The following is a 14,985-nucleotide window of genomic DNA, read 5'->3' on the forward strand; positions in this document are numbered from 1 at the left end:
ATCCGGATCAGGCGTGGCGGCGGCAGGCGACGAGATAGTTCACGTCGGTGTCGTTCGACAGCGCGAAGTGCTTCGTCAGCGGGTGGTAGGTGATGCCGCGGATCTCCGCGACGTGCAGGTCGGTCGCGCGGATGAAGCCGGCGAGCTCGGACGGGCGAATGAAGCGCGCGTAGTCGTGAGTGCCCTTCGGCAGCAGTTGCGCGACGTACTCGGCGCCGATCACGGCGAGCAGATACGCCTTCACGTTGCGGTTCAGCGTCGAGAAGAACACCCAGCCGCCCGGCTTCACGAGCGTCGAGCAGGCGGCCACGATGTTGGCCGGCGACGGCACGTGCTCGAGCATCTCCATGCAGGTGACGACGTCGTAGCTGCCCGGCTCGCGCGCGGCGATCGCCTCGGCCGCGATCGCCTCGTAGTCGACCGTCACGCCGCTTTCCAGGCTGTGCAGGTCGGCCACGCCGAGCGCCTCGGTCGACAGGTCGATGCCCTTGACCTGGGCGCCGAGGGCCGCCATCGACTCGGACAGGATGCCGCCGCCGCAGCCGATGTCGAGCACGCGCTTGCCGGGCAGGTGCGCATGCGCGTCGATCCAGCCGAGACGGACCGGATTCAGGTCGTGCAGCGGCTTGAACTCGGCGTTCGGATCCCACCACTTGTGGGCGAGATCGCTGAATTTCTGTAGTTCGTGCGGGTCGGCGTTGGTCATGTCGGCAAGCGGAAAACGCGAAGGTGGAGCGAGCCCCGAGTATATAAGCGGGCGGGATCGGCTGCCACCGGGCGGTCGGTGGCAGGGCGCCGAAATGAAAAAGCCCCGCCGAGGCGGGGCTTCAAGGCTGCGGTAACCCGAGAGGTTACTGCCGACCCATTTACTTCTGCACTTGCTGCGTGCCAACCACTTCCACTTCCACGCGGCGATCCGGTGCGAGGCAGGAGATGAGTTGCTTGCGGTTCTTCTGGTTGCAGCCCGTCGTGACCGGATTGCGCTTGCCCTTGCCTTCCGTGTAGACCTTGCTCGACTCGACGCCCTTGCTGACCAGGTACGACTTGACGGCTTGCGCACGGCGCAGCGACAGACGGTCGTTGTACTTGTCCGAGCCGATGCGGTCGGTGTAGCCGGTCGCGACCACGACTTCGACGTTCATGCCCTGGATCTTGGCCGCCAGCTCGTCCAGCTTCTGCTTGCCCAGCGGCTTGAGCGTCGCCTTGTCGAAGTCGAACAGCGCGTCGGCCTGATACGTGATCTTCTGGCTCGTGATCGCCGGCGGGGCGACCGGAGCGACCGGCGTCGGAGCCGGTGCTTGCGCGACCAGCGCGCCGTCGCACTTGGCGTTGGCCGTTGCCGGCGTCCAGAACGCATCGCGCCAGCAAAGCTCGTTCGTGCCGTTCATCCACACGTATTCGCCCGTGCCATTCACCCAGTTGTCATTCACGGCTTGTCGCGACGCCGGCACCGACTGAGCCGAGGCGGATGCAGCCACAACTGCGGTAGCTGCAATGAACGCGAGCTTTGAAAATTTATTCATATTTCTCCTCTCGAAATTGAGATTACCGCAGGTTTACTGCGAGCCTGATGACGATGACAAGTCATACATTGCTCGGAGTATAACATTGGTGCGGCACAAAAAACGCGGCACCGCTCCGGCAGAGCAGCGGCTGAATTTCAGTGCTTCGGCATTTTGCCATATCGTTCCCTTGCCACGAAAAAAAATCCTCCCCACCCCAAGAACGCCGCAGCGATTGTGGTTCCAGTGCAACAATCGCCTGCAGGATGTTTTAGAGAATGTCAAGAAAATCCTGCTCGTCGTACACGGTTCCGACACAATCGCGCGCTAGACGGCGGGGGTGCGCGTGGGCAAACCATCGATGATCGACGGCAAGGATGGCAACCGTGTGTCGATGGACGAGGACGGATGAAGAGGGCGCCGAAGGGTGGCCAGTGCCGTGTCGATCCCGGGGGGATTCCAGATCGATTCCGGACCGGCGCGCCACGTGCCGTCCGCCCGGGCCACCCGCCGGAGCCGACCCTGGACGCTGGTGCCGGCCCTGCGGCCAATTTTCGCTATATACATATAGAGGGGGCCAACGGCTTCGGCGCGGTTTTGCCGCATGATAGAATCGCACGTTGCGTCGTGACCACGGCGTTCACGCGAAAGGCGGTCCCGTCTTCGCTCCGAAACGACACGGATACATGGATCAATTCGCCAAAGAGACCCTGCCCATCTCCCTAGAGGAGGAAATGCGCCGTTCGTATCTCGATTACGCGATGAGCGTGATCGTCGGACGTGCCCTCCCGGATGTCCGCGACGGCCTGAAGCCCGTGCATCGGCGCGTGCTGTTCGCGATGCACGAACTGAACAACGACTGGAACCGGGCCTACAAGAAGTCGGCGCGTATCGTCGGCGACGTGATCGGTAAGTACCACCCGCACGGCGACAGCGCGGTCTACGACACGATCGTGCGGATGGCGCAGGACTTCTCGCTGCGCTACATGCTGGTCGACGGTCAGGGCAACTTCGGTTCGGTCGACGGCGACAATGCCGCCGCGATGCGCTACACCGAAATCCGCATGGCGAAGATCGGCCACGAGCTGCTGGCCGACATCGACAAGGAAACCGTCGATTTCGGGCCGAACTACGACGGCAGCGAGAACGAGCCGACGATCCTCCCGGCGCGGATCCCGAACCTGCTGATCAACGGCTCGTCGGGCATCGCGGTCGGGATGGCGACCAACATCCCGCCGCACAACCTGTCGGAAGTCGTCGACGCCTGTCACCATCTGCTCGCAAATCCGGAAGCGACGGTCGACGAGCTGATCGAGATCATCCCGGCCCCCGATTTCCCGACGGCCGGCATCATCTACGGCGTGGCCGGCGTGCGCGACGGCTATCGCACCGGCCGCGGCCGCGTCGTGATGCGCGCGACCACCCACTTCGAGGAAATCGATCGCGGCCAGCGCATGGCGATCATCGTCGACGAGCTGCCGTACCAGGTGAACAAGCGCTCGCTGCTCGAGCGGATCGCCGAGCTCGTCAACGAGAAGAAGCTCGAAGGCATCTCCGACATCCGCGACGAGTCCGACAAGAGCGGCATGCGCGTCGTGATCGAGCTGAAGCGCGGCGAGGTGCCCGAGGTCGTGCTGAACAACCTCTACAAGTCCACGCAGCTGCAGGACACGTTCGGCATGAACATGGTCGCGCTCGTCGACGGCCAGCCGAAGCTGCTGAACCTGAAGGAGATGCTGGTCTGCTTCCTCGCGCACCGGCGCGAGGTGCTGACGCGGCGCACGATCTACGAACTGCGCAAGGCGCGCGAGCGCGGCCACGTGCTCGAAGGCCTGGCCGTCGCGCTCGCCAACATCGACGAGTTCATCGAACTGATCAAGGCCGCGCCGACGCCGCCGATCGCGCGTCAGGCGCTGATGGCGAAGTCGTGGGATTCGTCGCTGGTGCGCGAGATGCTCACGCGCGCCGAGACCGAGAACGCGTCGGCGGGCGGCCGCGAGGCGTACCGCCCGGAAGGCCTGAACCCGGCGTTCGGGATGCAGGCGAACGGCGAGTACAACCTGTCCGAGACGCAGGCCCAGGAAATCCTGCAGATGCGTCTGCAGCGCCTGACCGGCCTCGAGCAGGACAAGATCATCGGCGAGTATCGCGAGGTGATGGCGCAGATCGCCGACCTGCTCGACATCCTCGCGCGCCCGGAGCGGATCACGACCATCATCACCGAGGAGCTGACCGCGGTGAAGGCCGAGTTCGGCGACGCGCGCCGCTCGAAGATCGAGCTGAACGCGACCGAGCTGAACACCGAGGACCTGATCACGCCGCAGGACATGGTCGTGACCATGTCGCACGCCGGTTACGTCAAGTCGCAGCCGCTGTCCGAATACCGCGCGCAGAAGCGTGGCGGGCGCGGCAAGCAGGCCACGCAGATGAAGGAAGACGACTGGATCGAGACGCTCTTCATCGCCAACACGCACGACTACATCCTGTGCTTCTCGAATCGCGGCCGCGTCTACTGGGTCAAGGTCTACGAGGTGCCGCAGGGCTCGCGCAACTCGCGCGGCCGGCCGATCGTCAACATGTTCCCGCTGCAGGAAGGCGAGAAGATCAACGTCGTGCTGCCGGTGCGCGAGTTCTCGGCCGACAAGTACATCTTCATGGCGACCTCGCTCGGCACCGTGAAGAAGACGCCGCTCGAGGCGTTCAGCCGCCCGATGAAGAAGGGCATCATCGCGGTCGGCCTCGACGACGGCGATTTCCTGATCGGCGCCTCGATCACCGACGGCGAGCACGACGTGATGCTGTTCTCCGATTCGGGCAAGGCGGTGCGCTTCGACGAGAACGACGTGCGTCCGATGGGCCGCGAGGCGCGCGGCGTGCGCGGCATGCAGCTCGAGGATGGTCAACAGGTGATCGCGATGCTGGTGGCGGGCGGCGAGGAGCAGTCGGTGCTGACCGCGACCGAGAACGGCTACGGCAAGCGCACGCCGATCACGGAGTACACGCGCCACGGGCGCGGCACGAAGGGCATGATCGCGATCCAGACCTCGGAGCGCAACGGCCGCGTGGTGGCCGCGACGCTGGTCGATCCGGAGGATCAGATCATGTTGATCACGACGGCAGGCGTGCTGATCCGCACGCGCGTGTCGGAGATCCGCCAAATGAGCCGCGCAACGCAAGGTGTTACACTCATCAGTCTCGATGAGGGCACCAGGCTTTCGGGCCTGCAGCAGATCGCGGAGGCGGACGCGGACAGCGATGTCGACGCCGACGACGTACCGGAGGGCGGCGACGCCTGACCGGGCGGCGGCTGCCGGCCGTCGGGCGGGAACCGCTGAAGCGGTCGCGCCCGACGGTGCAACAATCGTTCATATTTCCATGAGGGAGTGATGATGCAAAAACAATTCAAGCAACTGGTGCTGCTGGCAGCCATCGTGCCGACTTTCGCGCTGGCGCAGTCGCTGTCGAATCAGGCACCGGCTGCTTCGGCCGCTGCGGCGCCGATCGATGCGGACAAGAAGGCGGCGATCACCGACCTGCTGAACGCCATCGACGCACCGAAGCTGGTCGGCGCGATCGCGAACAGCGCGGAAATGCAGTCGAAGCAGCTGGTCCCGGCGATCCTGTCGGACGCGCTGTCGGAAAACAAGACGCTGACCGACGCACAGAAGCAGGCGGCCGTGCCGACGCTGCAGAAGAACGCGGTGCAGAAGCTGGTTGACGGTTCGGGCAAGGTGTTCGACACGCAAGGCTTCAAGAACGACGCGATGCAGGCTCAGTACGACGCCTACGCGAAGTACTACAGCACGTCGGAGATCAAGGATCTGACGACGTTCTACAAGAGCCCGACGGGCCGCAAGTTCATCCAGGTGCAGGATCAGGTCGGTCGCGACGTCGTGAACGGCCTGATGCAGAAGTACATGCCGCAAGCGATCCAGGCGACCCGCGCCCAGGCCGACAAGGAAGTCGCGGCCATCAAGCCCGGCAAGTAAGCACGCGTCTGCCCCGCGCCGGTGCAGTCCGCCGGTTTGGCGGGGCGGGGACGTCAGTGCGATAATGGCCGTTTGCGCGCAAGCGCAGGCGGCCATTTCTTTTTTGGCGCGGCACCCGGTTCGTTCCGGCGCGGTCGCGTCCCTCCCGAGGTTCTACGATGCGCGTGTTTAATTTCTCCGCGGGGCCCGCGGCGTTGCCCGAGGACGTGCTGCGCCAGGCGGCCGACGAGATGCTCGACTGGAACGGCAGCGGCATGAGCGTGATGGAGATGAGCCACCGCGGCCGCGAGTTCACCTCGATCCACGAAACCGCCCTGGCCGACCTGCGCGAACTGATGGCGGTGCCGGACAACTACCGCGTGCTGTTCCTGCAGGGCGGCGGGATCGCCGAGAACGCGATCGTGCCGATGAACCTGCTCGGCACGCGCCGGACCACCGATTTCGTCGTAACGGGCTCGTGGTCGCAGAAGTCGTTCAAGGAAGCGCAGAAATACTGCACGCCGCATCTGGCCGCGAGCGGGCGCACCGAGGACGGCTACACGCGCGTGCCGGCGTTCTCCGAATGGCAACTGTCGGCCGATCCGGCCTACGTGCATCTCTGCACCAACGAGACGATCGACGGCGTCGAGGCGTTCGATGTTCCCGATACCGGCGACCTGCCGCTCGTGGCCGATGTCTCCTCGCACATCCTGTCGCGTCCGATCGACGTCACCAAATACGGCGCGCTGTTCGGCGGCGCGCAGAAGAACATCGGGATGGCGGGCGTGACGCTGGTGGTGGTGCGCGAGGACCTGCTCGACCGGGCGCTGCCGATCTGCCCGTCCGCGTTCGAGTGGAAGACGGTCGCCGCGAACAATTCGATGTACAACACGCCGCCCACCTACGCGATCTACATCGCCGGCCTTGTGTTCAAGTGGCTGAAGGCGCAGGGCGGCCTGACCGCGATCGAGGCGCGCAACGCCGAGAAGGCGACGCTGCTCTACGACGCGATCGATTCGAGCAGCTTCTATATCAACAAGGTCGAGAAGGCATCGCGTTCGCGCATGAACGTGCCGTTCTTCCTGGCCGACGAAACGCGCAACGAAGACTTCCTTGCCGGTGCGAAAGCGCGCGGGCTGCTGCAGCTGAAGGGCCACAAGTCCGTCGGCGGCATGCGGGCGTCGATCTACAACGCGGTGCCGCTCGCGGGCGTGAAGGCGCTCGTCGAGTACATGAAGGAATTCGAGCGCGCGCAGGCCTGACGGCGGCGCGCTCATCAAAGCACGGCAAACCAGCATGGACGACGAACTCAATTCCCGACTCAAACCGCTGCGCGAGCGCATCGACGCGATCGATGCGCAGCTGATCGCGCTGCTGAACCAGCGTGCGGCGATCGCGCTCGAGGTCGGCGAAGTCAAGAAGGAATTCAACGCGCCGGTGTTCCGGCCCGAGCGCGAGCAGCAGGTGATCGCGCGGCTGCAGGCGATGAGCGACGGCCCGCTCGTCAGCGGGCACATCAACGCCATCTGGCGCGAGATCATGGCCGCGAGCCGTGCGCTCGAGAAGACGATCCACGTCTCGTTCCTGGGACCGGTCGGCACCTACAGCGAACAGGCGATGTTCGAGTATTTCGGCCAGTCGATCGAGGGGCTGCCGTGCCCGTCGATCGACGAGGTGTTTCGCGGCGTCGAGGCCGGCGCGTCCGAGTTCGGCATCGTGCCGGTCGAGAACTCGTCGGAAGGCGCGGTGTCGCGCACGCTCGACCTGCTGCTGCATACGCAACTGCTGATCGGCGGCGAGCTGTCGCTGCCGATTCACCACAACCTGCTGACGCACTCGGGTTCGCTCGAGGGCGTGACGCGCGTCTGCGCGCATCCGCAGGCGCTCGCGCAGTGCCAGCGCTGGCTGTCGGCCAACGCGCCGCAGCTCGAACGGCAGGCGGTGGCGAGCAACGCCGAGGCGGCGCGGCTCGCGGCCGACGACGCGAGCGTCGCGGCGATCGCGGGCGACCGCGCGGCCACCCACTACGGGCTGCAGGTGGCCCACGCGATGATCCAGGACGATCCGCACAACCGCACGCGCTTCGTCGTGATCGGCAAGGCGCCGACCGGCGCGAGCGGCCACGACCAGACCTCGCTGATCGTCTCGGTGAAGAACGAGCCGGGCGCGGTGTTCAAGCTGCTCGAACCGCTCGCGCGGCACGGTGTGTCGATGACGCGTTTCGAATCGCGCCCGGCGCGCGTGGGCACCTGGGAGTATTACTTCTATATCGACATCGAAGGGCATCGCGACGAAGCGCAGGTCGCGGCGGCGCTCGCGGAGCTCGGCGCGAAGGCCGCGTTCCTGAAGATTCTCGGTTCGTATCCACGCGCCCGTTGAGGCTTGTCGACGATCCGCCGGCCCGGTGCCGGCGGCGAGTGGTTCCATCGTGTCGGGCGCGGGCCGTTGCCGCGCGCCCGACCCGGCTAACAGGCGGCTGCCGTGTCTGATTTCTCGTTCAACAAACTGGTGATTTTCGGCGTCGGCCTGATCGGCGGCTCGCTCGCGCGCGCGCTGCGCGAACGCGACACCGCGCAGGCCGGCCGCGTGATCGGCGTCGGGCGTTCGCCGGCCTCGGTCGAGCGCGCGCGTGAACTCGGCGTGGTCGATGCGATCGCCGCGCTCGATGACGACGCGCAACTGCGCGAGGCGCTGGCGGGGGCCGACCTGGTGCTGCTCGCCGTGCCGGTCGCGCAGACCGGGCCGCTGCTCGAACGGATCGCGCCGCTGCTCGACGCGGCGACGATCGTGACCGACGCGGGCAGCACCAAGTCCGACGTGGTCGCGGCCGCGCGCGCGGCGCTCGGCGAGCGCATCGCGCAGTTCGTACCGGCCCATCCGATCGCGGGCCGCGAGGCGAGCGGCGTCGAGGCCGCGCTGCCCGATCTCTACGTCGGCCGCAATGTAGTGCTCTGCGCGCTGCCCGAGAATGCGCCGGCCTCGGTCGAGCGCATCGCGGCGATGTGGCGCGCCACCGGCGCGGTGGTGCGCGAGATGAAGCCCGCCCAGCACGACCGCGTGTTCGCCGCGGTCAGCCATCTGCCGCACGTGCTGTCGTTCGCGCTCGTCGAGCAGATCCTCGGCGAAGCCGATGCGGAGCTGAAATTTTCGTTCGCGGCGGGCGGTTTCCGCGATTTCACGCGGATCGCCGCGTCGAGCCCGGAAATGTGGCGCGACGTCTGTGTGGCGAACCGCGAGGCGCTGCTCGACGAGCTCGACGCCTACACCCAGGTGCTCGCGCGCTTGCGCGCGGCAATCGAGGCGGGCGACGCCGCCGCGCTCGAGGCAGTCTTCACCCGTTCGCGCGCCGCGCGCACGGCCTGGCAGGAGCGCGGCGGGAAAGCCGCGCCCGGTTCCGTTCAGTCATAACAGGATCTTTATGGAATTCCTCGATGTCGGTCCCTACTCCCATGCGTCGGGCACGGTGCGTCTACCCGGGTCCAAGAGCATCTCGAATCGCGTGCTGCTGCTTGCCGCGCTGTCCGAGGGCGTGACGACGATCACCAATCTGCTCGACTCCGACGACACGCGCGTGATGCTGGCCGCGCTCGAAGCGCTCGGCGTGCGGCTCGAACGCCATGCCGACACCTGCGTCGTGAACGGCACACGCGGCGCGTTCCCGGCGAAGACGGCCGACCTGTTCCTCGGCAACGCCGGCACCGCGGTGCGCCCGCTCACGGCCGCGCTGGCCGTCAACGGCGGCGACTACCGCGTCCACGGCGTGCCGCGCATGCATGAGCGGCCGATCGGCGACCTCGTCGACGGCCTGCGCCAGATCGGCGCCGTGATCGACTACGAGCAGAACGACGGCTATCCGCCGCTGCGGATCCGGGCCGGCACGATTGCCGTCGATGCGCCGATCCGCGTGCGCGGCGATGTGTCGAGCCAGTTCCTGACCGCGCTGCTGATGACGCTGCCGCTGGTCGGCAGGAAGGGCGGCGCGAGCGTGGTCGAGATCGACGGCGAACTGATCTCGAAGCCCTACATCGAGATCACGATCAAGCTGATGGCGCGCTTCGGCGTGACGGTCGAGCGCGACGGCTGGCAGCGCTTCAGCGTGCCGGCGGCGCGCTACCAGTCGCCGGGCACGATCATGGTGGAGGGCGACGCGTCCTCGGCGTCGTATTTCCTCGCGGCCGGCGCGCTCGGCGGCGGCCCGCTGCGCATCGAGGGCGTGGGCCGCGCCAGCATCCAGGGCGACGTCGGCTTCGCCAACGCGCTGATGCAGATGGGCGCGAACGTCTCGATGGGCGACGACTGGATCGAGGTACGCGGCATCGGCCACGACCACGGCAAGCTCGAGCCGATCGACATGGACTTCAACCTGATCCCCGACGCGGCGATGACGATCGCGGTGGCCGCGCTGTTCGCCGAGGGCACCAGCACGCTGCGCAACATCGCGAGCTGGCGCGTCAAGGAAACCGACCGGATCGCCGCGATGGCCGCCGAGCTGCGCAAGGTCGGCGCGACCGTCGAGGAGGGCGCCGACTATCTCGTCGTCACGCCGCCCGCGAAGCTCGTGCCGAACGCCGCGATCGACACCTACGACGATCACCGCATGGCGATGTGCTTCTCGCTCGTGAGCCTCGGCGGCGTGCCGGTGCGGATCAACGATCCGAAGTGCGTCGCCAAGACCTTCCCCGATTATTTCGACCGTTTTACCGCGCTCGCGCAGCGCTGACCCGTTTGTTCCGATGAAATCGACTCGACCATTCCACCCGACCCCCGTCATCACGATCGACGGTCCGACCGCGTCCGGCAAGGGCACGGTCGCCGCGCTCGTGGCGGCACACCTCGGCTTTCACCTGCTCGACAGCGGCGCGCTGTATCGGCTCGCGGCGCTCGCGAGCGTGCGCTACGGGATCGAGCCCGACGACGAGGCGGGGCTGGCGAAGCTGGTCGACGATCTCCACATCACGTTCCGCGAGGGCTGCGCGCAGCTCGACGGCGTGGACGTCTCGGACCAGATCCGCGCCGAGGCGGTGGGCAACCGCGCCTCGGCGATCGCCGTCCACGCGGGCGTGCGCACCGCGCTGGTGGCGCGCCAGCGGGCCTTCCGCAAGACCCCGGGCCTGGTCGCGGACGGTCGCGACATGGGCACCGTGATCTTTCCCGACGCGGACCTGAAGGTGTTCCTGACGGCCAGTGTCGAGGCCCGCGCGGCCCGGCGGCATAAGCAATTGATGCAAAAAGGTTTTTCTGCTAATATTGATGACTTGCTCCGGGATTTGCGTGAGCGGGACGCGCGAGACAGCAACCGCGCGGCCGCGCCGCTCAAGCCCGCGGCGGATGCGAAGCTGCTGGACACGTCCGGCCTGTCGATCGAACAAGCGGTCGAGCAGGTGCAGGCGTGGTACCGGGAGTCCGCGCCATCCGCCTGACGGCGCCAGCCGTCGCGCACCGAAGTGGCAGTAAAGCAACACCTGGCAGCCACGCAGCAGGCAGTAATCAGCAGTCGCGGTAGGTGCTTCGGGCGATCGGCATGGGCCGGTCTCGAAGCGTGTTTCAACCCTTAACCCCGTGTGGCGTTCGCACCGGCAAGCTCGGCCCGATGGCTCGAGCATGGCGCGGCTCCATGCACAATCCGATTTTTATGTCCGACCTGCAAACCTCCACCCCGAATACCGAATCCTTTGCGGCTCTGTTCGAAGAGTCGCTGACCCGCCAAGACATGCGCGCCGGCGAAGTGATCTCCGCCGAAGTCGTGCGTGTCGACCACAACTTCGTGGTCGTCAACGCGGGCCTGAAGTCCGAGGCCTACATTCCCATCGAGGAATTCCTGAACGATCAGGGCGAGGTTGAGGTTCAGTCGGGCGATTTCGTTTCCGTCGCGATCGACGCGCTGGAAAACGGCTATGGCGACACGATCCTGTCGCGCGACAAGGCGAAGCGTCTGGCTTCGTGGCTGTCGCTGGAAAAGGCACTCGACAACAACGAACTCGTCACCGGCACGATCACGGGCAAGGTGAAGGGCGGCATGACCGTGATGGTCAACGGCATCCGCGCGTTCCTGCCGGGTTCGCTCGTCGATACGCGTCCGGTCAAGGACACGACCCCGTACGAAGGCAAGACGCTCGAGTTCCGCGTCATCAAGCTCGACCGCAAGCGCAACAACGTCGTGCTGTCGCGCCGTGCCGTCATCGAAGCGACCCAGGGCGAAGAGCGCGCGAAGCTGCTCGAGACGCTGAAGGAAGGCGCGATCGTCAACGGCGTGGTCAAGAACATCACCGACTACGGCGCGTTCGTGGACCTCGGCGGCATCGACGGCCTGCTGCACATCACCGACATCGCATGGCGTCGCGTGCGTCACCCGAGCGAAGTCCTCTCGGTTGGCCAGGAAGTCACCGCGAAGATCCTCAAGTTCGACCAGGAAAAGAACCGCGTCTCGCTCGGCATCAAGCAGCTCGGCGACGATCCGTGGGAAGGCATCTCGCGCCGTTACCCGTCGGGCACGCGCCTGTTCGGGAAGGTCACCAACATCACCGACTACGGCGCGTTCGTCGAAGTGGAATCGGGCATCGAAGGCCTGGTCCACGTGTCGGAAATGGACTGGACCAACAAGAACGTTGCCCCGTCGAAGGTCGTGCAGCTCGGCGACGAAGTCGAAGTCATGGTCCTCGAGATCGACGAAGACCGCCGCCGTATCAGCCTCGGCATGAAGCAGTGCAAGCCGAATCCGTGGGATGACTTCAGCCGCAACTTCAAGAAGGGCGACAAGATCACGGGCGCGATCAAGTCGATCACCGACTTCGGCGTGTTCATCGGTCTGCCGGGCGGCATCGACGGCCTGGTCCACCTGTCGGACCTGTCGTGGAGCGAGTCGGGCGAGGAAGCCGTTCGCAAGTACAAGAAGGGCGACGAAGTCGAGGCCATCGTGCTCGGCATCGACGTCGAGAAGGAACGCATCTCGCTGGGCATCAAGCAGCTCGAAGGCGATCCGTTCAGCAACTACGTCGCGATGAACGACAAGGGCTCGATCGTCGACGGCGTCGTGAAGACGGTCGATGCGAAGGGCGCCGTCGTCACGCTGACGGGCGATGTCGAAGGCTACCTGCGCGCGTCGGAAATCTCGCAGGATCGCGTCGAAGACGCTCGCAACGTGCTGAAGGAAGGCGACAAGGTCAACGCGATGGTGATCAACATCGATCGCAAGTCGCGCGGCATCAACCTGTCGATCAAGGCAAAGGATTCGGCCGAGCAGCAAGAGGCGATCCGTGGCCTGCAGTCGGACAACAGCTCGGCTGCCAGCGGCACGACGAACCTCGGCGCGCTGCTGAAGGCAAAGCTCGACGGCCAGAACCAGTAAGCCTCGCGAGGTCTGCTGAAGTATGACCAAATCCGAGTTGGTCGCCCAGTTGGCAACGCGATTTCCGCAACTTGTCCTCAAGGATGCGGATTTCGCGGTGAAAACGATGCTCGATGCGATGTCGGAAGCGTTGTCCAAGGGGCATCGCATCGAGATCCGCGGCTTCGGAAGCTTCGGTCTCAACCGCCGTCCGGCCCGCGTGGGCCGCAACCCGAAATCGGGCGAGAAGGTGCAGGTACCCGAGAAGTACGTACCGCACTTCAAGCCCGGCAAGGAGTTGCGCGAACGCGTCGATGGCCGCGCCGGCGAACCGTTGAAGCACGACAGCGGCGGCGACGACGATCAGTAAGCGTCCGCCGCCCGAAGCCTGCCTGCCGGCACGGCTGTGAAAAGCGCCCCTAGCGGGCGCTTTTTTATTGCGCGCGCGGTCGATGCCGCGCGAGCGGAGCAGGGTGGTCGCGCCGCGCCGGCCTTGAGCGGCTGCAACGATTGCAGCGGCACCGGCTGCGATCGGTTGCACGGATCGTGAAACGCATCCTTTACAATACGGGCACTTCAAGCGCGGCGAACGGGAAACCTCGGCCGTGCAACAAGTTCGACAGGAGGGTTCAATGAAATTCGTCGTCTGGCTGATCCGGGTACTGGTGTTCGTCCTGCTGCTCGTACTGGCGCTCGCCAATACGCAACCCGCGACGCTGAACTTCCTCGCCGGCTACAACTGGCAGGCGCCGCTGATCCTGATCGGCCTCGCGTTCTTCGGCGTCGGGCTGCTCGCCGGCCTGCTGTCCGCGCTGCCCGCCGTGCTGCGGATGCGCCTCGAGAACGGGCGCCTCAAGCGCGACCTGCGCTCGGCGCGCGAAACCCCGGTGGTGATCGATCAACCGCCGATGCCGCCCGTCATTTAACGTTCGTCGGGCCGCCTCGCAGGCGGCCCCGACCTTGCTTCGATATCACGCATGGATCTGGATTTCTGGTGGCTGCTGGCCATACCCGTCGCGTTCGCATGCGGATGGGTGGCGGCACGCTACGACCTCAACAAGCTGCTGTCCGAAAGCGCGACCCTGCCGCGTTCGTATTTCCGCGGCCTCAATTTCCTGCTCAACGAGCAGCCGGACAAGGCGATCGACGCGTTCATCGAGGTCGCCAAGCTCGACCCCGAAACGGTCGAGCTGCACTTCGCGCTCGGCAACCTGTTCCGCCGGCGCGGCGAAACCGATCGCGCGATCCGCGTGCATCAGAATCTGCTGAACCGCGACGACCTGCCGGTCAACGAGCGCGACCATGCGCTCTACGAACTCGGCCAGGATTTCCTCAAGGCCGGCCTGCTCGACCGCGCCGAGGAGTCGTTCCACCTGCTCGCCGACGGCGACTACGCGCTTGGCGCGCAGCGCGCGCTGCTGACGATCTACGGGATCGAGAAGGACTGGAACAAGTCGATCGTGACGGCACGCAAGATCGAGGCGATGGACGGCGGCCCGCTCGCCACCGAGATCGCCCAGTTCCATTGCGAGCTGGCGCAGGACGCGCTCGCGAAGAACAACGCCGAGGCGGCCGCGGCCCAGCTGCGCGATGCGCTCGCGGTGAATCCGCAGAACGTGCGCGCGACCATCCTGTCCGGCGACGCGGCCGCGGCGGCCGGCGACCATGACGCGGCGATCGCGCACTGGCGCCGCGTCGAGCAGCAGAACGCGGCCTATCTGCCGCTCGTCGCCGAGAAGCTGATGAAGTCGTATCTCGCGCTCGGCCGCGGTCCGGAAGGCGCCGAACTGCTGACCGGCTACGCCGACCGCTATCCGTCGAACGACCTGCTCGACATCGTGTTCCAGTATGTCTCCGAGCTGCGCGGCACCGAGTCGGCGCATGCGCTCGCGCGCACCCAGATGCAGAAGGCGCCGAACCTGTCCGGCATGCTGCACCTGCTCGAGGCGCAGATCGCGGCGGCCGACGAGCCGCGCCGCGCCGAGCTGGAAATGATGCGCGCGCTGGTGAAGCAGCGCACCAAGAACCTGCCGCGCTACACCTGCCACGACTGCGGTTTCCGCGCCCGCCTGTTCTACTGGCAATGCCCGGGCTGCAGCGGCTGGGAGACCTACGCGCCGCGGCGCGTCGAGGCCGGCGTGCCGAACTAGGCGCCACGACGCTTCGTCACGAACACGGCGCAGAATCATGC

At 66.1% G+C, this 14,985-nt stretch carries 14 protein-coding genes; 12 read left to right on the plus strand and 2 right to left on the minus strand.

Annotated elements, in window-relative coordinates:
• Nucleotides 1–7: 7 nt before the first annotated feature.
• Both ubiG and ompA read right to left on the minus strand, forming a co-directional pair.
• Nucleotides 8–706: a bifunctional 2-polyprenyl-6-hydroxyphenol methylase/3-demethylubiquinol 3-O-methyltransferase UbiG gene (gene ubiG / locus BpN12_RS19165; RefSeq protein WP_246797064.1), complete on the minus strand. Its 699-nt coding sequence runs from the start codon at nt 704–706 to the stop codon at nt 8–10.
• A 160-nt stretch (nt 707–866) separates the two neighbouring features.
• The gene (gene ompA, locus BpN12_RS19170; RefSeq protein ID WP_025100608.1) at nt 867–1,523 is read right to left on the minus strand and encodes an outer membrane protein OmpA; all 657 of its coding nucleotides are present in this window, start codon (nt 1,521–1,523) and stop codon (nt 867–869) included.
• Here ompA and BpN12_RS19175 point away from each other — a divergent pair.
• From BpN12_RS19175 to lapB, 12 genes are all read left to right on the plus strand, one after another.
• Nucleotides 1,495–1,833 (plus strand): hypothetical protein, encoded by a 339-nt coding sequence (locus tag BpN12_RS19175; protein WP_246798074.1) that lies wholly within the window; start codon nt 1,495–1,497, stop codon nt 1,831–1,833. The genes ompA and BpN12_RS19175 overlap by 29 nt on opposite strands.
• 355 nt (nt 1,834–2,188) lie before the next feature.
• Nucleotides 2,189–4,798 carry a DNA gyrase subunit A gene (gene gyrA / locus BpN12_RS19180; RefSeq protein ID WP_198249898.1) on the plus strand — a complete coding sequence of 870 codons (2,610 nt, stop codon included), beginning with the start codon at nt 2,189–2,191 and terminating at the stop codon, nt 4,796–4,798.
• A gap of 93 nt (nt 4,799–4,891) precedes the next feature.
• On the plus strand, nt 4,892–5,491 hold the full coding sequence (locus BpN12_RS19185) for a DUF2059 domain-containing protein (RefSeq protein ID WP_198252599.1): 600 nt from the start codon (nt 4,892–4,894) through the stop codon (nt 5,489–5,491).
• A gap of 158 nt (nt 5,492–5,649) precedes the next feature.
• Complete coding sequence (gene serC / locus BpN12_RS19190) at nt 5,650–6,732, plus strand: 3-phosphoserine/phosphohydroxythreonine transaminase (RefSeq protein ID WP_246797065.1); 1,083 nt, start codon at nt 5,650–5,652, stop codon at nt 6,730–6,732.
• Nucleotides 6,733–6,766: 34 nt separating this feature from the next.
• Entirely contained in the window at nt 6,767–7,849 is a 1,083-nt protein-coding gene (pheA, locus tag BpN12_RS19195; protein WP_246797066.1) for a prephenate dehydratase, read from the plus strand.
• A gap of 102 nt (nt 7,850–7,951) precedes the next feature.
• Nucleotides 7,952–8,878 (plus strand): prephenate dehydrogenase, encoded by a 927-nt coding sequence (locus BpN12_RS19200; RefSeq protein ID WP_246797067.1) that lies wholly within the window; start codon nt 7,952–7,954, stop codon nt 8,876–8,878.
• A 10-nt stretch (nt 8,879–8,888) separates the two neighbouring features.
• Nucleotides 8,889–10,190, plus strand: coding sequence for a 3-phosphoshikimate 1-carboxyvinyltransferase (gene aroA / locus BpN12_RS19205; RefSeq protein WP_246797068.1), 1,302 nt, complete (start codon nt 8,889–8,891; stop codon nt 10,188–10,190).
• 13 nt (nt 10,191–10,203) lie between these two features.
• Complete coding sequence (cmk, locus tag BpN12_RS19210; protein WP_246797069.1) at nt 10,204–10,890, plus strand: (d)CMP kinase; 687 nt, start codon at nt 10,204–10,206, stop codon at nt 10,888–10,890.
• Between the two features lie 212 nt (nt 10,891–11,102).
• The gene (gene rpsA / locus BpN12_RS19215) at nt 11,103–12,815 is read left to right on the plus strand and encodes a 30S ribosomal protein S1 (RefSeq protein ID WP_042626437.1); all 1,713 of its coding nucleotides are present in this window, start codon (nt 11,103–11,105) and stop codon (nt 12,813–12,815) included.
• A gap of 22 nt (nt 12,816–12,837) precedes the next feature.
• The gene (locus BpN12_RS19220) at nt 12,838–13,164 is read left to right on the plus strand and encodes an integration host factor subunit beta (protein WP_246797070.1); all 327 of its coding nucleotides are present in this window, start codon (nt 12,838–12,840) and stop codon (nt 13,162–13,164) included.
• Between the two features lie 262 nt (nt 13,165–13,426).
• Nucleotides 13,427–13,720 (plus strand): lipopolysaccharide assembly protein LapA domain-containing protein, encoded by a 294-nt coding sequence (locus tag BpN12_RS19225; protein WP_042624165.1) that lies wholly within the window; start codon nt 13,427–13,429, stop codon nt 13,718–13,720.
• A gap of 51 nt (nt 13,721–13,771) precedes the next feature.
• Nucleotides 13,772–14,944, plus strand: a complete 1,173-nt coding sequence (gene lapB / locus BpN12_RS19230; RefSeq protein WP_246797071.1) for a lipopolysaccharide assembly protein LapB — start codon at nt 13,772–13,774, stop codon at nt 14,942–14,944.
• Nucleotides 14,945–14,985: the final 41 nt, after the last annotated feature.

This window comes from Burkholderia perseverans (assembly GCF_022870505.1).
Taxonomy (GTDB): Bacteria; Pseudomonadota; Gammaproteobacteria; order Burkholderiales; family Burkholderiaceae; genus Burkholderia; species Burkholderia plantarii.

Coding starts and splice junctions, on each gene's coding strand:
- ubiG (WP_246797064.1), bottom strand. CDS start 706: ATGACCAACGCCGACCCGCACGAACTACAGAAATTCAGCGATCTCGCC.
- BpN12_RS19175 (WP_246798074.1), top strand. CDS start 1,495: ATGAACGCGAGCTTTGAAAATTTATTCATATTTCTCCTCTCGAAATTG.
- ompA (WP_025100608.1), bottom strand. CDS start 1,523: ATGAATAAATTTTCAAAGCTCGCGTTCATTGCAGCTACCGCAGTTGTG.
- gyrA (WP_198249898.1), top strand. CDS start 2,189: ATGGATCAATTCGCCAAAGAGACCCTGCCCATCTCCCTAGAGGAGGAA.
- BpN12_RS19185 (WP_198252599.1), top strand. CDS start 4,892: ATGCAAAAACAATTCAAGCAACTGGTGCTGCTGGCAGCCATCGTGCCG.
- serC (WP_246797065.1), top strand. CDS start 5,650: ATGCGCGTGTTTAATTTCTCCGCGGGGCCCGCGGCGTTGCCCGAGGAC.
- pheA (WP_246797066.1), top strand. CDS start 6,767: ATGGACGACGAACTCAATTCCCGACTCAAACCGCTGCGCGAGCGCATC.
- aroA (WP_246797068.1), top strand. CDS start 8,889: ATGGAATTCCTCGATGTCGGTCCCTACTCCCATGCGTCGGGCACGGTG.
- cmk (WP_246797069.1), top strand. CDS start 10,204: ATGAAATCGACTCGACCATTCCACCCGACCCCCGTCATCACGATCGAC.
- rpsA (WP_042626437.1), top strand. CDS start 11,103: ATGTCCGACCTGCAAACCTCCACCCCGAATACCGAATCCTTTGCGGCT.
- BpN12_RS19220 (WP_246797070.1), top strand. CDS start 12,838: ATGACCAAATCCGAGTTGGTCGCCCAGTTGGCAACGCGATTTCCGCAA.
- BpN12_RS19225 (WP_042624165.1), top strand. CDS start 13,427: ATGAAATTCGTCGTCTGGCTGATCCGGGTACTGGTGTTCGTCCTGCTG.
- lapB (WP_246797071.1), top strand. CDS start 13,772: ATGGATCTGGATTTCTGGTGGCTGCTGGCCATACCCGTCGCGTTCGCA.